The sequence below is a fragment of the Bergeyella porcorum genome (genome assembly GCF_042427575.1).
Classification (GTDB): Bacteria; Bacteroidota; Bacteroidia; order Flavobacteriales; family Weeksellaceae; genus Bergeyella; species Bergeyella porcorum.
This window is the reverse complement of the sequence record NZ_JBHMFD010000013.1, coordinates 306,438-329,379: the sequence shown is the minus strand read 5'-3', so window position 1 is coordinate 329,379 and position 22,942 is coordinate 306,438. Positions and strand designations below refer to the sequence as shown.

The window sequence follows — 22,942 nt, the reverse complement described above, 5'->3', positions numbered from 1 at the left end:
CATTTAAGGAAATAGAATATGCAACTATCAGAACAGGAGATTATCCGAAGAGAAAAACTGGAAAAATTGACCCAAATGGGTATCAATGCCTTTCCAGCAGATGAATATACCATTACTGACACTACACAGTCTATCAAAAATAATTTCGAGGAAGGGAAAAAAGTAAAATTGGCAGGTCGCCTGATGTCCCGAAGAATACAAGGGAAAGCCTCCTTTGCAGAATTGCAAGATGCAGAAGGAAAAATTCAGGTGTATTTCAATCGTGATGAGATTTGCCCAGGGGAAGACAAAGAGCTTTACAACGAGGTTTACAAGCATCTTTTAGATATTGGTGATATCATCGGTATCGAAGGGGAGCTTTTTAAAACTCAAGTGGGAGAGATGACAGTGATGGTGAAACACTTCACGCTACTTACTAAGTCGCTCAGACCATTGCCACAAGCTAAAACCGATGAAAATGGCGTGGTGCACGATGCCTTTAACGACCCTGAACTGAGATACAGACAGCGTTATGTGGATTTAACCGTGAATCCGCAGGTGAAAGAGGTTTTTGTGAAGAGAACCAAAATGTTCAATGCGATGCGTCAGTTCTTCAATGAAGCAGGTTACTTCGAGGTAGAAACGCCTATCTTGCAGTCCATACCAGGAGGTGCAGCGGCAAGACCTTTCATCACGCATCACAACGCTTTGGATATTCCACTTTATCTGAGAATTGCCAATGAGCTTTATCTGAAAAGATTAATTGTAGGTGGTTTTGATGGGGTGTATGAGTTTTCTAAAAACTTCCGAAACGAGGGAATGGATAGAACGCACAACCCAGAATTTACCGCAATGGAAATCTATGTGGCTTATAAAGACTACAATTGGATGATGGATTTCACAGAAAAGCTTTTGGAGTTCGTAGCACTACAAGTGAATGGTACTACCGAATCTCAATTTGGCGAGCATACCATCAATTGGAAAGCACCATATCCAAGAATTTCTATGACGGATGCCATCTTGAAGTTTACAGGATTTGACATCACTGGGAAAACGGAAGAAGAGCTGAGAGATTTTGCAAAATCTATCGGCATAGAAGTAGATGATACAATGGGGAAAGGGAAACTGATTGATGAGATTTTTGGAGAGAAATGCGAGGGCAACTTCATTCAGCCAACATTTATTACAGATTATCCTATCGAGATGTCGCCACTTACTAAAAAACACCGAAGCAAAGAAGGGCTTACAGAACGCTTTGAGCTGATGGTTTGCGGTAAGGAAATTGCCAATGCGTATTCAGAATTGAACGACCCTATCGACCAAAGAGAACGCTTCGAAGAACAGCTAAAACTCTCTGAAAAGGGCGATGATGAGGCAATGTTCATAGACCAAGATTTCCTCCGTGCATTGGAATACGGTATGCCACCAACGGCAGGTCTGGGCATCGGTATGGATAGGCTGATAATGTTCCTTACCAATAATGCTTCCATCCAAGAGGTGCTATTCTTCCCACAGATGAAGCCAGAGAAGGCGGCTCCAAGTTTTGAACTCAATGAAGATGAAAAACGCATTGTGGATATTCTTTCTTCGCAATCAGAGCCTATGGAACTGAGCGTGGTGAAAACCAAATCTGACCTTTCTGGAAAGAAATGGGATAAAGCCACCAAAAATCTTACGAAAAATAACATCGTAAAAGTGGAAAAAATAAACGAGGTGCTGCTGATGGCGTTGGTGTAGTGCTAGTGTAACAATGTACCAATGTAACAATATAGCGGTGTAGCAATCGTATAATAATTATAGATTAAAAACTTCCTTTCAGAACGATTTTTGAAAGGAAGTTTTTTTTGATATTCAAAAAATAATGTTGTTTTTTTATTTATTTTTATAAAAATCTAGCATAATTATCTCTGAATAAAAACCCCGAAGCTTCCCCCGTGATGAAGCGGCAAAAAATCATTTGCCCGAAGCTTCCCCCGAGGTGAAATGAGGTTTGAGCAATTGCCCGAAGCCTCCCCCGAGGTGAAATGAGGTTTGAGCAATTGCTCGAAGCCTCCCCCGAGGTGAAATGAGGTTTGAGCAATTGCCCGAAGCTTCCCCCGAGGTGAAATGGCTAATGGAAAATAAAAAACCACGAGCCAACGCCCGTGGTGAATATCAATTGAGATAGTTGTTATTTAACTCTTGTATAGATAGCAGTATGGATGTCGTCTACACCATCATTATTATAATCGAAGTCTTCATCTACAAATTCGAATTCTTTTTCAGTGAGTTTTAGAACATCCACAGTGCCGGGTGTGGTATTGCCACTCCAGTGAAAGATGAGTTTTTTGGTGGTAGCATCATAAGAATAAGTGCCTGCATCTGTACCATTTTCTACGCAAGTACCATTGCTCTCGGTGTAGTAGGTATCGGATACTTTTTTATCAGAAGTGAAAATCATAGTGTCTTTAGCATCACAAGCTGTTGCGGGTTCTTCCTTAAGGATACTTTTGTCTTTTCCACTATAGATAACATATTTGCTAGAGTTCCAAGTTCCTACGATGGAAGGCTCTGCAGTAGTGTTGTCATCATCTCTTTTACACGCTGTAAGGCTGAGGGTAGCCATAGAAAATAAAATTAATTTTTTCATTTGTGAAATATTTAAAAACTTTTTGCAAAAAAAAAACTCAATCTTGCAAGAGAAAAGTTTGAAAAAATGTATCAATGTACCAATGTAGGGTGGTGGTATTATATTGATACGGCGGTAGTAGTTGTTATATTGATTAGTACATCGGTACATTAGTAGATACACTGCTAGACTATTGCATTGCTACATTGTTACATTGTTACATTAGTACATCGGTACATTAGTACAGATACCTCCAATACACCAAAACGCCCACAGCGATGGCTCCAATGGTAGCAAGCAGTACAGCACCAGCCGCCAAATCTTTGATGAAGCCAATTTTGGGATTGAAGTTAGGCTCTATAAAATCGCAAATTTTTTCGATAGCCGTGTTCAGCATTTCTGTTACCAATACAGCAAAACACGCTAAGATAATCAAGGCAGTATCTGTAGAGGTAAGCTGAAGAACCACGATAAGAAATAAATTGAGCAGCAAACCTAAAAGGTGGTATTGGAAATTTCGTTCCGTGCGTATGATGCTCAGAATTCCTTTTATGGCATATTGCAAACTCTTGTAGAAAGGAGGCTTTTTCATAGGATACAAAGGTAGCCATTTTTTTAGATGTTTTTTTACTTCTCAAAACGAGCTGTTATGAGTGTTCAGGATATCGTTAATGATTGTTTTTCAATTTTAGGTTTAAAAAAATCTCAATAATGTTTGTTATTATTAGTTATCAAATTCCTATATTTGTAAAAATTATTTCTTATTATGAGATTTATAGTTTCTAGTGGTGATTTGCAGAAAGCCTTACAGACAGTAAGTGGAGTGATTTCAAGTTCGCAATCGCGTCCTATTCTGGAAAATTACCTTTTTGAATTAGAAGAAAAAAACTTGAAAATCACGGCGTCTGATGGCGAAACCACATTGATTACTTCTTTGGAAGTGATGTCTGAGGATACAGGGAAATTTGCCGTTCCTGCGAAGATTATGCAAGACTTCGTGAAAACATACAATGAACAACCGCTAACGCTTTCTGTGAAGCCTAATGAAGAAGGAACAGGAAGTCTATTGGAAATTTTGGATGAAAGAGACAGCTTTGCAGTAGCATTGGACAATGCAGAAGATTATCCAGAGCTACCAGAGTTTGATACAGCACAGAGTGTTACCATTCCATCGGGGATTCTTTCTGAGGCTTTGGCTAATACACTTTTTGCAACTTCTAATGATTCTCTTAGACCAGTGATGACGGGGGTTTTATTCCAGTTTGGTGAGGAAGAGACCAATTTTGTTTCTACGGATTCTCATCGTTTGGTGGTGTATAAAAGAACCGATTTGAAAGCAGAGCCAATGGAATTCATTATGCCGAAAAAACCTTTGAATATTTTTAAAAATATATTGGCAAACTCGGCAGATGATGTGGTGATTGAGTTCAGCGAAAATATGGCGAAGTTTACTTTTGGGAATAATATCTGGATTTGCCGCTTGATAGATGGTAAATATCCTAATTACCTAGCGGTAATTCCAAAGGAAAACCCTAATGTGCTTACCATTAATAGAAGTTTGCTGCTCAACGCCATTAAAAGAGCTTCTATTATGTCTAATAAATCTACCAATCAGGTACGTTTTAAGCTTTCTGGGAACATTCTTCACCTTCACGCAGAAGATACAGAATATGCTAACAAAGCAGATATGCAAGTACCTTGTGATTATAACGGGGAAGACATCAATATTGGGTTCAGTTCTAAGTTTTTATCAGAGATGTTGGCTATACTCGGGGCAGATGATATTACGATGAAGATGTCGCAGTCCAACCGTCCAGGTATTATAGAGCCCGTAGATGGCTTGGAAGAAAACGAACACCTTCTGATGCTATCTATGCCTGTGATAGGATTGTAATGGAATGAATTATCCACTTTTTATACCAGAGACTTGAACTTATTTCAGGTCTCTTTTTTATGAACAAAGAACTGATTTGATGGTTTAAAACTTCATCATTTCTATAAAAATCACGATATTTGCAACTTACCATTGGTGGGTAAATTATCCTAAGAGAAGCGTTACCACCAATGAGGATTGATAAATAAATTTTGATAAAATGAAAATTTCAAAAAATTGGCTTAATAACTTTATTTCTACGGAGTTAAAAACTGAAAAAATAGGCGATTGCCTCACCGATATAGGTTTGGAAGTGGAGGGCATCGAAACCTTTGAAAACATCAAAGGAGGGCTAGAAGGTATTGTAGTAGGAAAAGTTTTAACTTGCGAGAAGCATCCCAATGCAGATAAACTTAAAAAAACAACAGTAGATATAGGCAATGGAACGGTGTTGGACATTGTATGTGGAGCTCCCAATGTAGAAGCGGGGCAGACAGTACCAGTGGCTACGGTGGGCACTAAAATCTACGCAAAAGATGGAAGTTTCTTTGAAATAAAGGAGGCTAAAATCCGTGGGGAGAAATCCCAAGGAATGATCTGTGCAGAAGATGAATTGGGACTAAGTGATGACCACGGTGGTATAATGGTTTTAGATGAGAACAAGTATGTTGTAGGGAAACCGTTTGCAGAATATTTTGACATTGTGAAAGATGAGGTTTTTGAAATCGGATTAACGCCCAACCGAACCGATGCAATGTCTCACTACGGCGTTGCCAGAGATTTGCACGCTTACCTTTCTACCAACAATCTAAAATCTGAATTTGAAAAACTCAGTTCTCTGCCTTTGGAAGGGGAGGGCGAGCATCATTTTCAGCTGGAAGTAGAAGATGCAGAGCTGTGTCCTAGATACATCGGGGCTGTCATTGGTAATGTTACGGTAGAAGATTCGCCAGAGTGGTTGCAAAATCGCTTGGAAGCTATTGGGCTAAGTCCTATCAACAATATTGTGGATATTACCAATTATATTTTGCACGGTCTGGGACAGCCATTACACGCTTTTGATGCCGATAAAATAGCAGGAAAAACCGTGAAAGTAGGGGTAAATGCAGCGGGAACCTCATTCAAAACTTTGGATGGAGTAGAGCGAAAACTCAATGGCTCCGAGATTATGATAAAAGATGAGAATAGCCGCCCAATGTGTATTGCGGGAGTTTTTGGAGGTGCGGATTCTGGTGTTACTTCTGAAACCCAAACCGTCTTTTTGGAAAGTGCCTATTTTAATCCCGTTGCAGTGAGAAAAGCAGCAAAGGCTCACGGGCTTAATACCGATGCTTCGTTCAGATTTGAAAGAGGGGTAGATGCTAATAATGCAAAAACAGCCATTACACACGCTATCAAATTGATAGAAGATTTGGCAGGTGGAAAGCTGGTGGGAGAGCTTTTGGAGTTTTATCCTAAAAAAATAGAAGGAAGCTATGTGGTGCTAAGGTATTCTATGCTAGACCAAATTTTGGGAATAAAAATTCACAGAGAGAAAGTAAAAGAAATTTTAAAATCATTGGAAATTGAAATTTTAAATGAAATTCCAAATGGATTGGAGCTTTCTGTGCCTACCTTCAAAGCAGATGTTACCAGAGAGATAGATGTGATAGAAGAAGTGCTGAGAATCTATGGATACAATAAGATAGAAGCACCACAAAAAATCGCCTTTACCCCTGTGAAACTAAGCTTTGACGACCAAGATGAATTGGAAAACTCTTGGGCAAGAACCCTACAAAGCAATGGTTTTAATGAAGTGATGAATAATTCCCTCACTACGGTAAAAGATGAGACCAATGCTGTGAAACTTCTTAATCCGCTGAGTGGAGATTTAGCGTTTATGAGAACTTCACTTTTAGAAGGACTTTTAGGAAATACCATTTATAATATCAATAGAAAGAACGCAGATATTAAGTTTTTTGAATTGGGCAAAATCTATCATCGCTATCCTAATACCAATACAGAAGAGGTAAAAACAAAATACAGATACGAGGAAAGAAAACAATTGGCACTTTTAGTAAGCGGTAGAGAGAAGGCAGAAAATTGGTTGATGCCAAAATCTGAAACCAGTTTCTATCACTTAAAGGCTTATGTTCAGGTTTTATTGAAGCGTCTTAATGTAGCTGTAGAAGAAGTAGCACTAGAAGATGAGCGTTTCTCTGATGCTATAGCTTTGAAAGTAGGCGGAAAGACAGTGGTAAGATTAGGTAAAGTAGCTCCTAATCTATTGAAAAACTTTGATATAGAACAAGATTGTTTCTATGCAGAGATAGAGTTGGAGGCAGCTCAATCTCTTAGAACCAAGGAGAATTTTAAGTTTGTAGATATTCCAAAATTTAACAAAACCCGAAGAGATTTGGCATTGCTATTGGATAAAGATATTACATACAGCAATCTGTACCAAGCGGCTAAGAAAAATCCATCTAAATATCTTAAAGCGATTAATCTATTTGATGTTTATGAAGGGAAAAACCTTCCTGAAGGTAAGAAATCTTATGCCTTGAGTTTTGAACTATTGAACGAGGAAAAAACTTTGGAAGAAAAAGACATTTCTGAAGTAATGAATGCCCTTATCAAGACTTTTACTAAAGAATTTGGTGCAGAACTGAGAGGGTAATTTTTGGGGAAATATTAATTTTAAAAAGAAATAAAATGAAAAAAATAGCATTAATCATTTTCGGAGCAATGATTCTTACGGCGTGTACCAGCGTGCAAAGTGCCATCTCTAAGGTAGGAGGTAAGCAAGCTTCCATCGTCAATACGCAATGGATTTTGGCGGAAACTGTTAAAGGAAAAACACCTACACTCTCCATAGAGAATGGTAAAATCTCGGGAAATTCGGGATGCAATAGTTATTTTGGAGGAGTTACTTTGGATGCTACTGCGGGAAATTTTTCTGCAACCAATTTGGCTACAACCAAAATGGCGTGTTCTGATATGGCTACAGAAAGCAACTTCCTAAGTATGCTAGGGCAAGCCGATAAATATGTGGTAAGCGAAAATACTTTATCACTGTATAAAGGTCAGATTTTACTGATGAAATTTAACAAACAATAGCAACTGAAAAAGCCTTACAAATCAAATCTGTAAGGCTTCTTTTTTTATAGACTAAAATAGACTATTCTTCTTCGTCTTCATCATCATACTTTGCGATTTCTTCCTCACAAAATCTGAAAGCTTGCTCTACAACTTTAGTTGCTTCATCTGCCATAGTTTCCTCATCATCACCTTCTAAATCGTCTAGCCATTCTACTTCTTCCTCTTCTACATTGAGGATGAATCTTGGGTACTCTGTATGCACTACGAATAAATCTTCTGGAAACTCAGAGTTATCTGCTAATAAAAATTTTGGTAATTTCATTGGTTTAATATTTTAACTTTAGCAAAGATAGAAAATATTATTGGAATTTATTAGTATTAATTTTTACTTTTTGCACACTTTAATTTCAATGAGATAAGCAGGTTTTATACCAAGATGGTACAGAATAATGAAATGAAATATTTTGGAATAATCAGCAGAACAAATCTTATACTGATACTATAAAGACATTGTCTTTGAAACTTTTAAATTGTAAATAGTTTTTGACTGATACCCAAGAAAGCATAAAAAAATCCGAACGATTTCGCTCGGATTTTCTTTTATCTTCTATGATAGTAGTAGCATCACGCCACTATTACCAATTAATAATTAATAATTAACCATTACCCCTACACCGCTTTCACGATGAAATAATTCTTTTTCCCTTTTTGAAGAAGTAAGAATTTACCATCTATCAAATCCGTTTCCTGAGCTGTAAAAGCATCATCTACCTTTGCTTTGTTTACAGAGATGGCATTGCCTTTCAGTTCCCTTTGGGCTTCACTTTTAGATTTTAGAAACCCTGATTTTTCAGAAAGAAGCTCTACAATATTTGCCCCTATCACCTCTTGTTTAGCCACCTCTTTTTGTGGAACGCCATCGAAAACTTCAAGGAAAGTAGCCTCGTCCAAACTCACCAAATCCTCTGCAGTAGAACGCCCAAATAGAATCTCCGAAGCCTTCAAAGCCTTCTGATATTCCTCTTGCCCGTGTACCCAAACGGTAATTGCCTCTGCCAGTTTCTTTTGGAGTTTTCTCTCGTGCGGTGCTGTTTTATGCTCCTCTACAATGGCATCTATCTCCGCCTTAGAAAGGAAGGTGTAAATCTTGATATAACGCTCAGAATCCACATCCGATTGATTCAGCCAAAACTGATAAAACTTATACGGTGAAGTTCTTGCCGCATCTAGCCAAACATTTTCCCCCGCTTCACTTTTCCCAAATTTAGATCCATCGGCTTTGGTGATGAGCGTACAAGTAAGCCCATACGCCTCGCCTTGTACTTTTCTACGGATAAGCTCCGTTCCTGTGGTGATGTTACCCCATTGGTCGCTACCACCCATTTGCAATTTTACGCCGTGATGCTGGTAGAGATGAAGGAAATCAAACCCTTGCAATAGTTGGTAAGTAAACTCCGTGAAGCTCATTCCTTCTTGAAACTCGCCATTAAGTCTTTTCTTTACAGAATCTTTCGCCATCATATAGTTTACGGTGATATGCTTCCCGATGTCTCTGGCAAATTCTAGGAAGGTAACATCCTTCATCCAATCATAGTTGTTCACCATCACAGCAGCATTACTTTCGCTGGAATTAAAATCGATGAACCTTTGCAATTGGCTTTTCAGCCCTGCCACATTTTTGGCTAATTGCTCTTCGTTTAGCAAGTTTCTCTCATTAGATTTCCCCGATGGGTCGCCTATCATCCCCGTAGCACCGCCCACTAAGGCATAAGGCTTATGTCCGTGATTTTGAAAGTGTCTTAAAACGATAATAGGCACCAGATGACCTAAGTGTAGGGAATCTGCCGTAGGGTCAAAGCCCACATAAGCCGAAGTTTGTTCTTTATTGAGTAGTTCTTCTGTCTCTGGGGTTGCATCTGCAAAAATCCCTCTCCATTTCAGTTCTTCAATAAATGCGTTCATTGGATTAAAAATAAAAATTAATGTTGCAAAGATATTAATTTTGAACTGAACTCCACTTAAATGTAAAATCCTGAAATATTGAAGTTTTAAGCAAGCGTAATATCTTTAATTTTAACAAATCAATATATTTAAAGCTAAAACAAAAGTAAATTATCGTAAAATATGTTATTTTAAAATAAAATCAATAGTATTTAATTTCCCTCAATATGTTTAGAATAAAATACAGATTACATTCATTTCCCGCAACTTGTTTAGAATAAAATACAGATTACATTCATTCCCCGCAATATGTTTAGAATAAAATACAGATTACATTCATTCCCCGCAACTTGTTTAGAATAAAATACAGATTACATTCATTCCCCGCAACTTGTTTGGAATAAAATACAAGTTACATTGATTTCCCGCAACTTGTTTGGAATAAAATACAAGTTACATTGATTTCCCTCAATATGTTTGGAATAAAATACAGATTACATTCATTCCCCGCAACAGGTTACATTGGTACATTGTTACATTCCTACATTGATACATTGATACATTGTTACATTGATAAATCGTATTTTTGTAACCGATATGACAAATGAAGATTCCCTTTTATCTCTAATCTTTGAGGCACGAGAGAAGAAACCCAAAGCTCAGACACAACTCATCAATCTGTTTTGGATAGATGTTTTTTCTTTCGTGATGAAAAAAGTGCAAAACGAAACCGATGCCGATGAAATCACAGTATCGGTATTTTCCAAAGTTCTGAATAAGCTGGAGCTGTACGACCCTAATTTCCAATTTAAAACTTGGGTTCTCACCATTGCCCAAAATACCATCATTGACTTTTGGAGAAAGAAAAATAAGGAAAATGAAGAAATCACCGATTCTCTGGAACAAGTGAAAAATCAGTATGCCCAATCGCCAGAGGAGCTCCTCATCTCGGAAGAGGAAATGGATAACATCCAAGAGATTATCAATTCTATGGACGATAGTTATCGGGAAATTATCCGTCTGCGTTTCTTTGAAGAAAAAAGCATCAAAGAAATTTCGGAGGAGCTCAATCTTTCGCTTTCCAATACCAAAGTACGCATTATGAGAGCCAAAAAAGTCTTGGAACAACTGCTAAAAGACAGCGATTTCAGAAAATAGATGATGTGATGGTTCAATAGGATTAATTCCAATTTTCAAAATTTATTATCTTTACAAAAAAATTATATTCTTTATGCTAAAAGCAGGTTTGGTAGGTGCAGGACACCTCGGAAAAATCCACTTAAAATTGCTAAACCAAAGTGATAAATATGAATTGGTAGGCTTCTATGATGCCGATGCCGAAAATGGTAAAAAACTAGAAGCCGAATTGGGCTACAAATACTTTGAAAATTTTGAAGAATTGCTTGCTCAGATAGAGGTTTTAGACATTGTTACCCCTACCCTTTATCACCATCATTACGCTTTGAAAGCCATAGAAAACGGCAAACATTTTTTCATAGAAAAGCCCGTTACGCAGACCTTAGAACAAGCTCAGGACATATTAGAACAATGCGAAAAATACGGCATCAAAGCCCAAGTAGGTCACGTAGAACGCTATAATCCTGCATTTATTGCTACGAAGGATTATATCAAAAATCCGATGTTTATTGAAATTCACAGATTGGCGGAGTTTAACCCAAGGGGAACCGATGTTTCTGTGGTGCTAGATTTGATGATTCACGATTTGGATATTTTGCTATCCATTGTAAAATCTCCCGTGAAGAGCATTCACGCTTCGGGGGTATGCGTGGTGTCTAAAACGCCAGATATTTGCAACGCCAGAATTGAATTTGAAAACGGCTGTGTTGCTAATCTTACCACTTCCCGCATTTCTATGAAGGCGATGAGAAAATCCCGTTTCTTCCAGCAAGATGCCTATATTTCTGTGGATTTCTTAGAAAAGAAAGCAGAAGTTATCCGTATGAAAGCGGCTCCTGATGAGCCTTCCCCATTTGATATGATTATTGAAAATGCAGAAGGAGAACGAAATCAGATTTTATTTGAGTATCCAAACATTCAGCCTAATAATGCTATTTTAGACGAACTGAATGCCTTTGCCGATGCCATTACAGAAAATAAAAATGTGGAAGTTTCATTGGAAGATGGCACCGAAGCCTTGAAAGTAGCTTTGGAAATTATGAAGATGATAAGTTAGTGGTTGATGGTTGATGGTTGTTTGTTGATAGTTGATGGTAAAAACTCAAAACTCAGCACTCAACACTTAAAACTCTTAAGAAAGTCTTTTCTCTTTCTTCTTTTCTCAAAACTTAAAACTCAGCACTCAAAACTTAAAACTAAAAAAATGAAACATTTATTCTTTGCTATAATACTGATGGTCTCTTGTGCCAGCCAAAAATCTGAAGCACCAGAGCCTTCCCCAAAAACGGAGTATGCCTCTATTTATTACGGTAGCATTTGCTGTGGTGCTCCCAGCAGTGATATGGTTTTGGAGTTTACTAAAACCTATTTTGCCTCAAAAAAACTTACGCTTCCTAAAATCTACAAACAAAGCGGACTGGGCAGAGAGGGAGAATACCGTATTTATATCTCTTTGGATACGCTAAAACCTAAATATAAAGAAGATTTCTTTGCTCAATTGCAAAAAACCATTGAAAAACAAAACAGCAAAAGAAATCCTAATGCAGATGGCATTGTCAATTTTGCCGAAAAGGTTGCTCAAAACATTTTAGAACAAGAAGTCAAAATAAAACGAACAGGCATTAAAAAATTAGAAGAATTGAAAATTTCAAAATAAAAATTATTAAAAATGAAAAACATTGTTGTCATCGGTGCAGGAACTATGGGGAATGGCATTGCCCATACATTTGCACAAACAGGATTTAAGGTAAACCTTGTAGATGTATCCCAAGAAGCTTTGGACAGAGGGCTAAAAACCATTACTACCAATCTGGATAGAATCATTGCTAAAGGCAACCTTACCGAAGAGCAAAAAGCACAGACCTTAGGAAACATCACTACTTTTACAGACCTAAAAGCAGCGGCAGCAACCGCAGACCTTATTGTAGAAGCGGCAACGGAAAACTTGGATTTGAAATTGAAAATCTTCAAACAAATGGATGATTTTTCGCCAGAACATTGCATCTTGGCTACCAATACATCTTCCATTTCGATTACGAAAATTGCTTCCGTTACCCAAAGACCGGAGAAAGTGATAGGAATGCACTTTATGAATCCCGTTCCGATTATGAAATTGGTGGAAATCATCAAAGGGTACTCTACTTCTAAAGAAACTTTTGATGCCATCTACGAAATGTCTAAAACCTTAGGAAAAGTCCCTGTAGAGGTGAACGACTACCCTGGATTTGTGGCTAATAGAATCTTAATGCCAATGATTAACGAAGCCATAGAAACGCTATACAGCGGCGTAGCAGGTGTAGAGGAAATCGATACCGTGATGAAACTCGGTATGGCTCATCCTATGGGGCCTCTTCAGTTAGCAGACTTCATTGGGTTAGATGTTTGTTTAGCCATTCTAAATGTGATGTATGATGGATTTAAAAATCCTAAATACGCTCCTAATCCACTACTAGTGAATATGGTAACCGCAGGGAAACTCGGGGTAAAATCAGGCGAAGGGTTCTATGATTATTCTGAAAGTAAAAAAGCAGAAAAGGTAGCGAAAATGTTTATTAAATAAGGTTTTATTCAATAATCTTTAGGCTAAACGCACGAAATTATATTTTGAAGATATTTGCTAAATATATACATTGATTATCAATGTGTTAAAATTTACTCTTAATTGCTTTAATAGAGAATAACGAAAATGCAAATTACTAGTTATTAACGGATTATAAATTTCGTGCGTTTGACCTAAAAAAAAGTTAATGAAAAAATAAGAATTTTCATTTCCGAAAAAGGCTTATACCATTTAAACCTTTAAAATACCTCAATGTTTCTAAACTTAAACTTTCAGAACGCTACGGAATCACCTATCAGTACATTAAAGCGATGAATCTGGACCAGAATATTGGGGCTCCATTTTCTACTTTGAGCAATTTTAATGATATGCAATTGGTTTAAGCCCTACCCTTTCATTCCCCACCAATGCATCGTCAAAGGAGATTCTAAAGTACTATCCATTGCTGCAGCTTCCATCTTAGCCAAAAACTATCGGGATAAACTGATGATAGAACTTCACGAAGCTTTCCCAGAATATGGTTGGAACAAAAATATGGGCTATGCCACCAAACACCACCAAGAAGCCTTGATGAAATATGGTGCAACCATCCATCATAGAAAATCCTTTAAGCTGGTGTATTAAACACAATCAGTATTTTACTTCTCAATATAACCTACCCCAAAGTATTTTAATGCAAAGTAGCCATAATCTCTGTAAAAACCAAAGTAACTTCCTTCCACATTACCCGCAAAGGAAGCACTTCCTTTGTACCCATCATTGCAATTCACATACAAATCCAGACTTTTTATCTTTTTCTTTTCATCCAATTTCACATTTTTAAAAGAAAAATCAATGCCGTAGTCCCTTTTTAATTTTTTCTGAACAACTCTAAGAGAATCCGCATTCCATCGGTTGGTAATTTCCACTTTTACATACTTTTTTTCGTATCTGCTCTGAGCATAAAAACTGAACGAGTTCAGAAACAATATCAGCAGCAAGCATTTTCCTATTATCTTATCCATAAATCATCTTTTTCTATTGGATTGTTATGAATTTTCATAAAATCCCACACAAATTTATTAAATAACTTATATTTCTCTGAATTATTCACTTCTTTACCATCTACATAGGTTTTATACTTAAAAGTATTGGCATTGTCCCGCTGAATCATTTTATAACTAGGATTATCCGCAAACTTTTTTAACTCATTCAAATACTCTGCTCTATTCTTTACGGTGATTGCCTTAGGAAATTCTAATTCGCTTTCCTCTTTTTCAATCCCGTTCAGTTTAATCTTATAATGCCCATCCGCACTTTCTACTTCCAAAACCAATCCTGGCAAATTTTTGAATTTAAAAGGCCCATCAGAAATAGGAATACTATCTGTGTACCAAGCGGTAAACGCTCTACCTCTGTATTCACAAACTGCCTTTTTAGCCTTCAAAGAATCTATGGTTTTCTCTTCATTTTCCAGCTTCCATATCGGCATTTCCAATTCTTGATATTTCACGAAATCTCTTTCAATAGGTCTTATATGGAAAATTTTATCTCCATCCTTTTGTATGATGTAGTTATTAGAAATTTTATTGGGATTAATTCCCATTTCCATTGCCTTCTGCTGATTAGTCATTATAAAATGATACTTCTGACTGTAATAGATAGAAGAATGATTCCTTATTTGCAATATTAAATCATCTTCCTCGATATAAGAAGGGTCGTTAATGTCCGTCTGTGCCCATTGTTTATAATGTACATTGAGTTTTTGGGAAAATAAAAAATTAACCAACAATAATAATACAACTGAAAAATACTTATTCATAACTTTAAAATACATTTTAGTCAAATTTAATTCAGCACATCAAATATACACTTTTCATCAAAATAAACAAATTTCAACATCATTTTTTTTATAATAAAAGCCAAAATCAAACAATCGTTTAGTAAATCACAATTACGCAATACGTTTTAAGCAGTAAACCATAAGGTTTTGTTCGATGATTTCATATATATCAAAAACTTAATTCTACTGCATAATCTTGAGTAAAAAAATTCCCTTTCAGAATTGATTCTGAAAGGGAATTTATCAATGGTAAATCTCTAGCAAAAATTACGCTTATCGCTATTATTTTCTCTTGTTTTGTTGTTGCTGTTGTTTTCTCATTTCTTCCTGTTGAGCTTGGGCTCTCTCCATCATTTCACGCATTCTTCTTTGGAATTTTCCTTCCTTCTTAGGCTGTGCCTTATTAGCTTGAATCTGTGCGTGAATTTTCTTCTCGTCTAAAATCCAATATTTAATCACAAGAATAATGACAATGTTGATAGCATTAGACACAAAGTAATACCAAGATAACCCCGATGCCGAAGCATTAAGGAAGAATAGGAAAGTAATTGGAAAAATGTACATAATCACTTTCATATTCGGCATTCCTGGCTGTGTAGGTTGCTGCATATTACCTGAAGTCATCATCGTGTAAATCAAAATCACCACGGTACACGCTATCGCAAAAATACTTAAGTGTTCCCCTAAAAATGGAATATGGAATGGTAGTTTTATCACATCATCATAGGCGGTAAGGTCTTTTGCAAACCAAAAGCTCTGCCCTCTTAGGTCAATAAAATTAGGGAAGAAACGGAATAATGCGTAGAAGATAGGAATCTGCAACAATGCTGGTAGACAGCCTGCCATCTGGTTTACTCCTGCCTTTCTATACACTTCCATTATAGCTTGCTGACGCTTCATTGGGTCGGCATCTTTATATTTTTCATTCACTTCGTCCACTTCTGGGCGTATTACCCTCATCATCGCACTCAGCTTATGTTGTTTAAACATAATAGGCGACAAAATGAGTTTCACGAAAATCGTAAGTAAGAAAATAGCCCATCCTGCGGCAATTCCCCAAGAGGAAATCAAATTGTAAACTGGGATGAAAAACCAACGATTCATAGTCCCAATGAATGACCAACCTAACGGTAAAATTTCATCAAAGTTCTTATCATAAGATTTCAACAAGTTCAAATCCAATGGTAAGAAATACCAAGTAAAATCTTGATTGAGTTCGTTGCCCACCAATTGCACTTGCCCATCGTAGTTAAGCTTTTTAAGATACTCCCCTTCTTCTATCATATCCTGATAGCCTTTAGAGTTGGTAAATCCATTTTTAGCCTCTATGACGGAAGAGAAAAACTGCTGCTTTACGCCTAGCCAGTTCAAAGTCTCATCTGGCTCCTCCATTGTGGTTCTGCCATCATAGTCATAGTCTTTATAATTATTAAAAGTATAGACAAACTCCGAGTGGGTTTGCTCCTGAGATCTACCTTTTTCCACATTTCTTACCTGATAATCCCAAACGAAATTAGCCTTACCATCGGTTACCAACTGAGATAAACCCTGCGTTCTTACTTGAAAATCTACCTTATATTTTGGCAATAAAGTATAGATAAACTGGATGATAGCTCCGTTCACATTGCTGGTAAGGGTTACTGTATTACCATTCACCACTGGGGTGAACACCAGGTCTTTGGTATTGATGGTTTTTCCTGTTTTATCCTTAAACTGGAATCCGTAGGAAGAATTGTTTTTATTCATCAGATACAGAGGCAGGTCTGCTTTATCCGTTTTATGGTCATAAGCCTTGTACTGATTCAGTTCTACTTTGGAAATCTGCCCACCAAGGCTAGAAAATTCCAATTTCAACTCTTCATTTTGCAAATTAACCGCTTGTATGGCTGCCGCAGACACATTGCCATTAAGATTGGCGGCTACAGCAGGTTTGGTAGCATTCGCCTGTTCTTTTTTAGGGTTTTGAGCCTCTTTTAGCTGTTGTTCTTTAGATTGTTTATCCTGAAAATAAAACATTGCCCCTATCATAATAAGGGAAAACAGCATAAAACTGATTAACTGATTTTTGTCTAATCCGTTATTTTGTTGCATTTTAATGAAATTAATTATTCTAAACATTTTCTCAAAGACTAAACGGATAGCCTTTGATTGATAAAAGCGGACAAAAATACTCTTTTTTTTTCAAAGAGTTTAAATTAAGGGCAATTAAAACCTCACCCATATAAAGAGAAAAACTTTGGCAAGTCCCCAAAAGAGCCTTGCCAAAGATGGTCTATTTACGCTGACTGCACGCCTGAACAAAAGCAATAAACAATGGATGAGGCGTTTCTACAGTACTTTTATATTCTGGATGATACTGAACACCAATGTAAAATGGATGGTCTTTCAGCTCTATGGTTTCTACCAATTTGGTATCTGGATTGAACCCCGTAGGCACCAGACCGTTTTTCTCAAATTCCTGCTGGTACTCGCTATTAAACTCATAGCGGTGGCGGTGTCTTTCCGAAATATTTTTCGCTCCATAAATTTCTGCCAATTTAGAACCCGTTTTCAAAGCACACTTCCAAGCCCCTAAACGCATTGTACCTCCTTTATCTACTACATTTTTTTGATCTGCCATAATGGAAATCACTGGATCTGGCGTACCAGCATCAAACTCCATAGAGTTGGCTTTTTCCAAACCTAAGACATTTCTGGCAAACTCTATAGTAATCACCTGCATTCCCAAGCAAATCCCTAAAAGTGGAATACTTTGCTCTCTGGCATATTGAGCTGCGAGTACTTTCCCCTCTATCCCTCTATCTCCAAAGCCTGGGGCAATGAGCATCCCATCTATCCCCGAGAAGGTTTCTGCTACATTCTCTGCTGTAATATCTCCACTATATACCCAACGCACTTTCACCTCCGTCTCTTCCTCTGCTCCTGCGTGGATAAAGGCTTCTGCAATAGATTTATAAGAATCTTGAAGCGATACATACTTCCCTACCAATGCAATTTCTATTTTGCGTTTCGGATTTTTATGTTTCTTCAAGAAATTTTTCCAATCTTTAAGGTCAGATTCTTTCTTAATAGGTAAATCCAACTCTTTTAAAACCACTTCGTCAAACTTTTGTTTTTGTAAGTCCAAAGGCACTTGATAGATGGTATCTGCATCCATACATTCTATAACATTTTCCGATGGCACATTGCAAAACTGAGCCAATTTTGCTCTCTGCTCTTTCGGGATTTTATGTTCTGTACGGCACACCAATACATCGGCTTGGATACCGCTTTCCATCAGTTGGCGTACAGAGTGCTGTGATGGTTTGGTTTTTAGTTCCCCACTTGCCGAGAGATAAGGCAATAGGGTAAGGTGAATCACCATAGAATTGTTCTCGCCCAATTCCCATCTCAGTTGGCGTACCGATTCTATATAAGGTAGAGACTCTATATCTCCCACCGTTCCTCCAATTTCGGTGATGATGATGTCGTAATTTTGCTTAGCTAAGATTTTTATTCTACGCTTAATTTCATTGGTAATATGCGGAATTACTTGCACAGTTTTCCCTAAGAAATCTCCTTTTCGTTCTTTTTCTATAACGGTTTGATAGATTCTTCCTGTGGTTACATTATTATCCTGAGAGGTAGGTGAATCCAAGAACCTTTCGTAGTGTCCTAAGTCCAAATCGGTTTCGGCACCATCTTCAGTCACATAGCATTCCCCGTGTTCATAGGGATTGAGTGTTCCTGGGTCGATATTGATGTATGGATCTAATTTTTGTATGGTAACATTGAAGCCTCTAGATTTTAGAAGAAGTCCCAAAGATGCTGAGACAATGCCCTTCCCTAAAGAAGATGTCACACCTCCTGTTACGAAGATGTATTTAGTGTTCTTTTTACTCATTTAGATTTAGGTTTGTGCAAAGTTAAAGGAAAAAACAATGCGATACAAATTTATTGGAGATGTTAATTCCCACACATCAAAACCTAAGAAAAATAAGCCATCTCAAAAAAAGTGAGACAGCTTATTTATTTTTCTATTTTTTAACTTCTATTTTTTCCTCTTTGGGGAGAATAATCTCTTCTTTTGCAGAAAAAGTGGTGTAGTAGATTGGCATTCCTCTACCATCAAAGCCTTGCAGCTCATACACCTTTCCGTTTTCTTCTTTTCTATATGGTATTCCTTTTTCCTTCGCCATTTTCATCAACTCCTCCCTAGAAGGTTTCTTCTTTTTAAAATACTCTTTCAACAGTTCAGATTGGTCTTTGATGCTGGTTTTCGCAGTATCTGCTTGTTTTTTATTAGACTCATTCATATTCGCTTGGGTATTAGGTTTTCTACTTTGGCAAGATAGTAATAACATTCCCGCCATAAAACTCAATGCTATTAATACGCTTTTTTTCATTTTTAATATTTTTTAAAGATAGTTTTTTTTTGCAGTAAGCTTTAAGCTGTGGGCTACCTTAACACAACAATTTTAATACCAAACCTCCTTCGTAAAAACCAAGCCATCGCAATAGAGGCGATGGCTAATGGTTCTATTTCTGTACTATTTATACTCTTCTACTACTTTATTCAGCAGCTCTACTTGTCGTTTTACCGCATCATTGGATGGATTAGCTCTCAGCAGTTGCATTTTCTTTTCTAGTCCGTCTTTTATCACTTGTAGCAACATCATCTTGGCTTGAGGATTTTCTGATAACTGCCCTTTCACCGCCGAAAATATTTTGGTTACATTTTGCGTTGCTTTCAGTTGGTCAGTCTCCATTATCCACTGATAGCCTTTCTCTGCTACATCTCCCAGCTTAGGGTCTTGAAATTTAATAAACGGATAGAAGGCTACCACCTGCCCTATCGCAGGGGCGTGTTTTTCCATTTTATTATCCACAATAGATGGTAACAGTTTGGTAATCAAATCTTCATTGGCATTTTCCAGATTAATGGTTTCCAACAACGCTTTGGTTCTTGCTGGGTCTATCTGAACTATCGCTGCTAAAGCCGCACCTTTTACCGAATTGGACAACGCCGTGCTTGCCTTCTCGTATAGAGGTAAATATTTTCTATCATTGGTCTTTGAAAGGGCGGTAATTGCCGCTGCCTGAACCAATGTTTTCGGGTCATTGCTTACCAATTTCTCTACCTCAGCAAGAGCCAATTTTGCCTGATTAGGCTTGGATAGCTCTAACCCTTTCAACGCTTCTATACGCAACGGGTAATTGGTATCCTTCAGTGCTACTACCAAAGTTTTCAAAGCTACTTCGCTGGTGGCGGCATTTTTTGCAGCATCTTGCACCGCTTTCCATTTGCTTAAAAATTCTTTAGAACCTTGGTATTGAAGCAAATATTGCTCTGGCGTTTTGGTTTCCGAAATTTCTCCCAATAAGATTCCATCGGCATTGAGGTTTATCAATTCTGGGTTTTTCGCTACAGAAAATGTAAATTCATTTTTAGCCTTAGCATCTACCCAAACATTCTGGCGGGTAGGCTTCCCATTCACATAGACATCCATTGCCAAAGGAAATTGAAAAAAATCTCCTATTTGCAACTGATTGATAGCCACAGTGACTTGTTTTTTCACGGGTTCAAAATGATAGGTATAGCTCAGCTTTGGGTGTCCGTTTCCGAAGAACCATTGATTAAAAAACCAGTTCAAATCTTTCCCCGAAACTTTTTCTAAAGACAGTCTTACCTGATGAGCTTCTCCCGTTCCGTATTCATTGGATTTGAGATAGTCTGAAATGCCTGCAAAAAATGCCTCATCGCCCAAATAATTTCTCAACATATGAAGGATAGAACCACCTTTGTTATAAGATACGGCATCAAACATATCTTCCCGAGAATGATAATTGAACCGCACCAAATCTTTGGAAATATTTTCAGGGTTCATATAGTAAGCATCTGCTTCCTTTTTCAGGGTATAATCGGCATAATCTTTACCATACTTGTACTCATTCCAAAGGTACTGAGAATAGTTGGCAAACGATTCATTCACCGTAAGATTTGCCCAGCTTTCCGTAGTTACCAAATCGCCAAACCAATGGTGGAACAGCTCGTGTGCTATCACATCTTCCCAAACATTTTGGTCTATCAAATCCTCTGGCTTCTGCTGTGCCTGCTCACCGTGAATTACTGCTGTGGTATTTTCCATTGCTCCACTTACATAATCGCGGGCCACCAGCTGAGAATATTTATTCCAAGGATAATCATAGTTTAGCTTTTTTGAGAAAAACTCAATCATCTCTGGTGTCATCCCAAAAATCTGCTTGGCATAAGCTTCATATTCTTTTTCCACATAATAATCCACTGAGATATTTCTCCATTTATCTCTTACCACAGCGTAGTCTCCTACTCCCATAAAAAACAAATAAGGTGCGTGTTTTTTCTCCATCACCCAATGGTCTGTTCTAAGTCCATTACCTTCTTTGGTAGAAGATTTTAGGAAGCCATTGGAAAGCGTTACATACTTATCTGGCACAGTCATATAGATTTCCTGTGTAGTTTTCTGGTTAGGTTTGTCTATAGTAGGAAACCAAACGGAGGAAGATTCGGTCTCTCCTTGAGTCCAAATCTGCACTGGTTTATCCGCTTCTTTCCCTTGGGCATTGATGAAATAAAGTCCTTTGGCATCTGTAATGGCAGTACTACCTTTCTGCTTCACTTCATTGGGGCGTGCGGTATATTTGATATAAACTGTATAATCTTGATTTTTTTGATAAGTTTTATCCAGATTGATTTTCAATATATCCTCTTTATAATCATACTTCAACGGTGTTTTGCTTCCGTTTTTCTCCAATGCCACTTCGTGGATGAGCATCGCTTTAGCATTCAGCACCAAGGAATCTGATGGATAAAAATAAGGCGAAGCGGTAAGCCATTCTTCACCTGCCATTTGTTCTTTTTCGTAATCAAATTTTACTTTCAGCTTGGTATGTTTCAGCTCCGTGGTTTTGGTATGGGATGCTCTATATACTTTTTCTCTCCCAGAGGTTTCCGTCTGAGCGTAGGATAAATTAATCCCTGAAATTGCTCCCAATAAAAGAGCCGATATGAGTATTTTTTTCATTTTCTTGATTAAAATTGAGGGTTGAACAATGGCTATACCGCCACAGGGGCTTTAATACCTGGGTGAGGATCATAGCCTTCTAAGGTAAAATCTTCGTATTTGAAATCCAAAATATTTTTAACATCTGGATTTAGTTTCATTGTAGGCAAAGCACGCGGCTCTCGGGACAGTTGTTTTTTCACTTGTTCAAAATGGTTGTTATAGATATGCACATCGCCAAAGGTATGCACATATTCACCCACTTCTAAATTACAAACCTGTGCTACCATCATCGTAAGCAAAGCATAGCTCGCTATATTAAACGGTACCCCAAGAAAAACATCTGCACTACGCTGATACAGTTGCAAAGAGAGTTTGCCATCTGCCACATAGAACTGAAACATCGCGTGGCAAGGTGCCAATGCCATATTGGGAATTTCCGCAGCATTCCACGCAGATACTATCAGTCGGCGGCTATCGGGGTTCTTTTTTATCTGGTCTATCACTTCGGATATTTGGTCTATCACCTTGCCATCAGCGCCTTGCCAGCTTCTCCATTGAGCTCCATACACAGGGCCTAAATCTCCGTTTTCATCTGCCCATTCATCCCAAATACTTACACCATTCTCCTTTAAATATCCGATATTGGTATCTCCTTTCAGAAACCAAAGAAGCTCATAGATAATGGATTTTAGATGAACTTTTTTAGTGGTTACCAACGGGAAACCTTTTGCTAAATCATACCTCAACTGATAGCCAAAAACGCTGCGAGTTCCCGTACCTGTGCGGTCGGTTTTATCCGTACCGTTATCCAATATATATTGAAGCAATGCTTGATAGTTTTGCATAATGTGTTATTATCTTAATTAAATTTCAATGGTCAAATTTACCAAATATTTTTAATCTTAATACTATAGACTAG

General features: G+C 37.6%; 19 protein-coding genes and 1 pseudogene. 9 read left to right on the top strand and 11 right to left on the bottom strand.

The annotated features are described in order from the left end of the window. The first annotated feature begins 18 nt into the window (after positions 1 to 18). The gene (gene lysS, locus ACFFUE_RS09550) at positions 19 to 1,716 is read left to right on the top strand and encodes a lysine--tRNA ligase (RefSeq protein WP_376834792.1); all 1,698 of its coding nucleotides are present in this window, start codon (positions 19 to 21) and stop codon (positions 1,714 to 1,716) included. Positions 1,717 to 2,149: 433 nt separating this feature from the next. Here lysS and ACFFUE_RS09545 read toward each other — a convergent pair whose 3' ends face one another. Then, positions 2,150 to 2,608 carry a lipocalin-like domain-containing protein gene (locus tag ACFFUE_RS09545; RefSeq protein WP_376834790.1) on the bottom strand — a complete coding sequence of 153 codons (459 nt, stop codon included), beginning with the start codon at positions 2,606 to 2,608 and terminating at the stop codon, positions 2,150 to 2,152. Between the two features lie 217 nt (positions 2,609 to 2,825). After that, the gene (locus tag ACFFUE_RS09540) at positions 2,826 to 3,179 is read right to left on the bottom strand and encodes a diacylglycerol kinase (RefSeq protein ID WP_376834788.1); all 354 of its coding nucleotides are present in this window, start codon (positions 3,177 to 3,179) and stop codon (positions 2,826 to 2,828) included. A gap of 174 nt (positions 3,180 to 3,353) precedes the next feature. On the opposite strand from ACFFUE_RS09540, the gene dnaN reads away from it, so the two are divergent. The 3 genes from dnaN (at position 3,354) to ACFFUE_RS09525 (ending at position 7,556) form a co-directional block, all read left to right on the top strand. Then, positions 3,354 to 4,481, top strand: coding sequence for a DNA polymerase III subunit beta (dnaN, locus tag ACFFUE_RS09535; protein WP_376834785.1), 1,128 nt, complete (start codon positions 3,354 to 3,356; stop codon positions 4,479 to 4,481). A 199-nt stretch (positions 4,482 to 4,680) separates the two neighbouring features. Next, on the top strand, positions 4,681 to 7,116 hold the full coding sequence (pheT, locus tag ACFFUE_RS09530) for a phenylalanine--tRNA ligase subunit beta (protein ID WP_376834783.1): 2,436 nt from the start codon (positions 4,681 to 4,683) through the stop codon (positions 7,114 to 7,116). 35 nt (positions 7,117 to 7,151) lie between these two features. Then, complete coding sequence (locus ACFFUE_RS09525) at positions 7,152 to 7,556, top strand: META domain-containing protein (protein WP_327984248.1); 405 nt, start codon at positions 7,152 to 7,154, stop codon at positions 7,554 to 7,556. A gap of 61 nt (positions 7,557 to 7,617) precedes the next feature. Here ACFFUE_RS09525 and ACFFUE_RS09520 read toward each other — a convergent pair whose 3' ends face one another. Then, the gene (locus ACFFUE_RS09520; RefSeq protein WP_376834781.1) at positions 7,618 to 7,860 is read right to left on the bottom strand and encodes a DUF8828 family protein; all 243 of its coding nucleotides are present in this window, start codon (positions 7,858 to 7,860) and stop codon (positions 7,618 to 7,620) included. 347 nt (positions 7,861 to 8,207) lie between these two features. Next, positions 8,208 to 9,500 carry a tyrosine--tRNA ligase gene (gene tyrS, locus ACFFUE_RS09515; RefSeq protein ID WP_376834779.1) on the bottom strand — a complete coding sequence of 431 codons (1,293 nt, stop codon included), beginning with the start codon at positions 9,498 to 9,500 and terminating at the stop codon, positions 8,208 to 8,210. Positions 9,501 to 10,076: 576 nt separating this feature from the next. Here tyrS and ACFFUE_RS09510 point away from each other — a divergent pair. The 5 genes and pseudogenes from ACFFUE_RS09510 to ACFFUE_RS09490 form a co-directional block, all read left to right on the top strand. Then, complete coding sequence (locus ACFFUE_RS09510; RefSeq protein ID WP_327985336.1) at positions 10,077 to 10,637, top strand: RNA polymerase sigma factor; 561 nt, start codon at positions 10,077 to 10,079, stop codon at positions 10,635 to 10,637. A 73-nt stretch (positions 10,638 to 10,710) separates the two neighbouring features. Further along, positions 10,711 to 11,673, top strand: coding sequence for a Gfo/Idh/MocA family protein (locus ACFFUE_RS09505; RefSeq protein ID WP_327984253.1), 963 nt, complete (start codon positions 10,711 to 10,713; stop codon positions 11,671 to 11,673). Between the two features lie 147 nt (positions 11,674 to 11,820). Continuing rightward, complete coding sequence (locus ACFFUE_RS09500; protein ID WP_376834776.1) at positions 11,821 to 12,273, top strand: hypothetical protein; 453 nt, start codon at positions 11,821 to 11,823, stop codon at positions 12,271 to 12,273. 12 nt (positions 12,274 to 12,285) lie between these two features. Beyond that, complete coding sequence (locus tag ACFFUE_RS09495; protein ID WP_376834774.1) at positions 12,286 to 13,176, top strand: 3-hydroxybutyryl-CoA dehydrogenase; 891 nt, start codon at positions 12,286 to 12,288, stop codon at positions 13,174 to 13,176. A 357-nt stretch (positions 13,177 to 13,533) separates the two neighbouring features. Then, positions 13,534 to 13,800, top strand: a pseudogene (locus ACFFUE_RS09490) (ribonuclease HII); the annotation flags it as partial. Between the two features lie 14 nt (positions 13,801 to 13,814). Here ACFFUE_RS09490 and ACFFUE_RS09485 read toward each other — a convergent pair. The 7 genes from ACFFUE_RS09485 to ACFFUE_RS09455 form a co-directional block, all read right to left on the bottom strand. Next, positions 13,815 to 14,180: a hypothetical protein gene (locus ACFFUE_RS09485; protein WP_376834772.1), complete on the bottom strand. Its 366-nt coding sequence runs from the start codon at positions 14,178 to 14,180 to the stop codon at positions 13,815 to 13,817. Further along, a complete protein-coding gene (locus ACFFUE_RS09480; protein WP_376834770.1) occupies positions 14,168 to 14,977 on the bottom strand; it encodes a GLPGLI family protein in 810 nt (269 codons plus the stop codon). Before ACFFUE_RS09480 ends, ACFFUE_RS09485 begins: the two co-directional genes overlap by 13 nt. Before the next feature lie 303 nt (positions 14,978 to 15,280). Further along, positions 15,281 to 17,089, bottom strand: coding sequence for a membrane protein insertase YidC (yidC, locus tag ACFFUE_RS09475; RefSeq protein WP_376834767.1), 1,809 nt, complete (start codon positions 17,087 to 17,089; stop codon positions 15,281 to 15,283). Between the two features lie 181 nt (positions 17,090 to 17,270). After that, the gene (gene pyrG / locus ACFFUE_RS09470; protein WP_376834764.1) at positions 17,271 to 18,881 is read right to left on the bottom strand and encodes a CTP synthase; all 1,611 of its coding nucleotides are present in this window, start codon (positions 18,879 to 18,881) and stop codon (positions 17,271 to 17,273) included. A gap of 133 nt (positions 18,882 to 19,014) precedes the next feature. Beyond that, positions 19,015 to 19,383, bottom strand: a complete 369-nt coding sequence (locus tag ACFFUE_RS09465; protein WP_376834762.1) for a hypothetical protein — start codon at positions 19,381 to 19,383, stop codon at positions 19,015 to 19,017. A gap of 144 nt (positions 19,384 to 19,527) precedes the next feature. Then, complete coding sequence (locus ACFFUE_RS09460; protein WP_376834760.1) at positions 19,528 to 22,041, bottom strand: M1 family metallopeptidase; 2,514 nt, start codon at positions 22,039 to 22,041, stop codon at positions 19,528 to 19,530. A gap of 32 nt (positions 22,042 to 22,073) precedes the next feature. Next, the gene (locus ACFFUE_RS09455) at positions 22,074 to 22,868 is read right to left on the bottom strand and encodes a thymidylate synthase (protein ID WP_376834758.1); all 795 of its coding nucleotides are present in this window, start codon (positions 22,866 to 22,868) and stop codon (positions 22,074 to 22,076) included. Between the last annotated feature and the right edge of the window lie 74 nt (positions 22,869 to 22,942).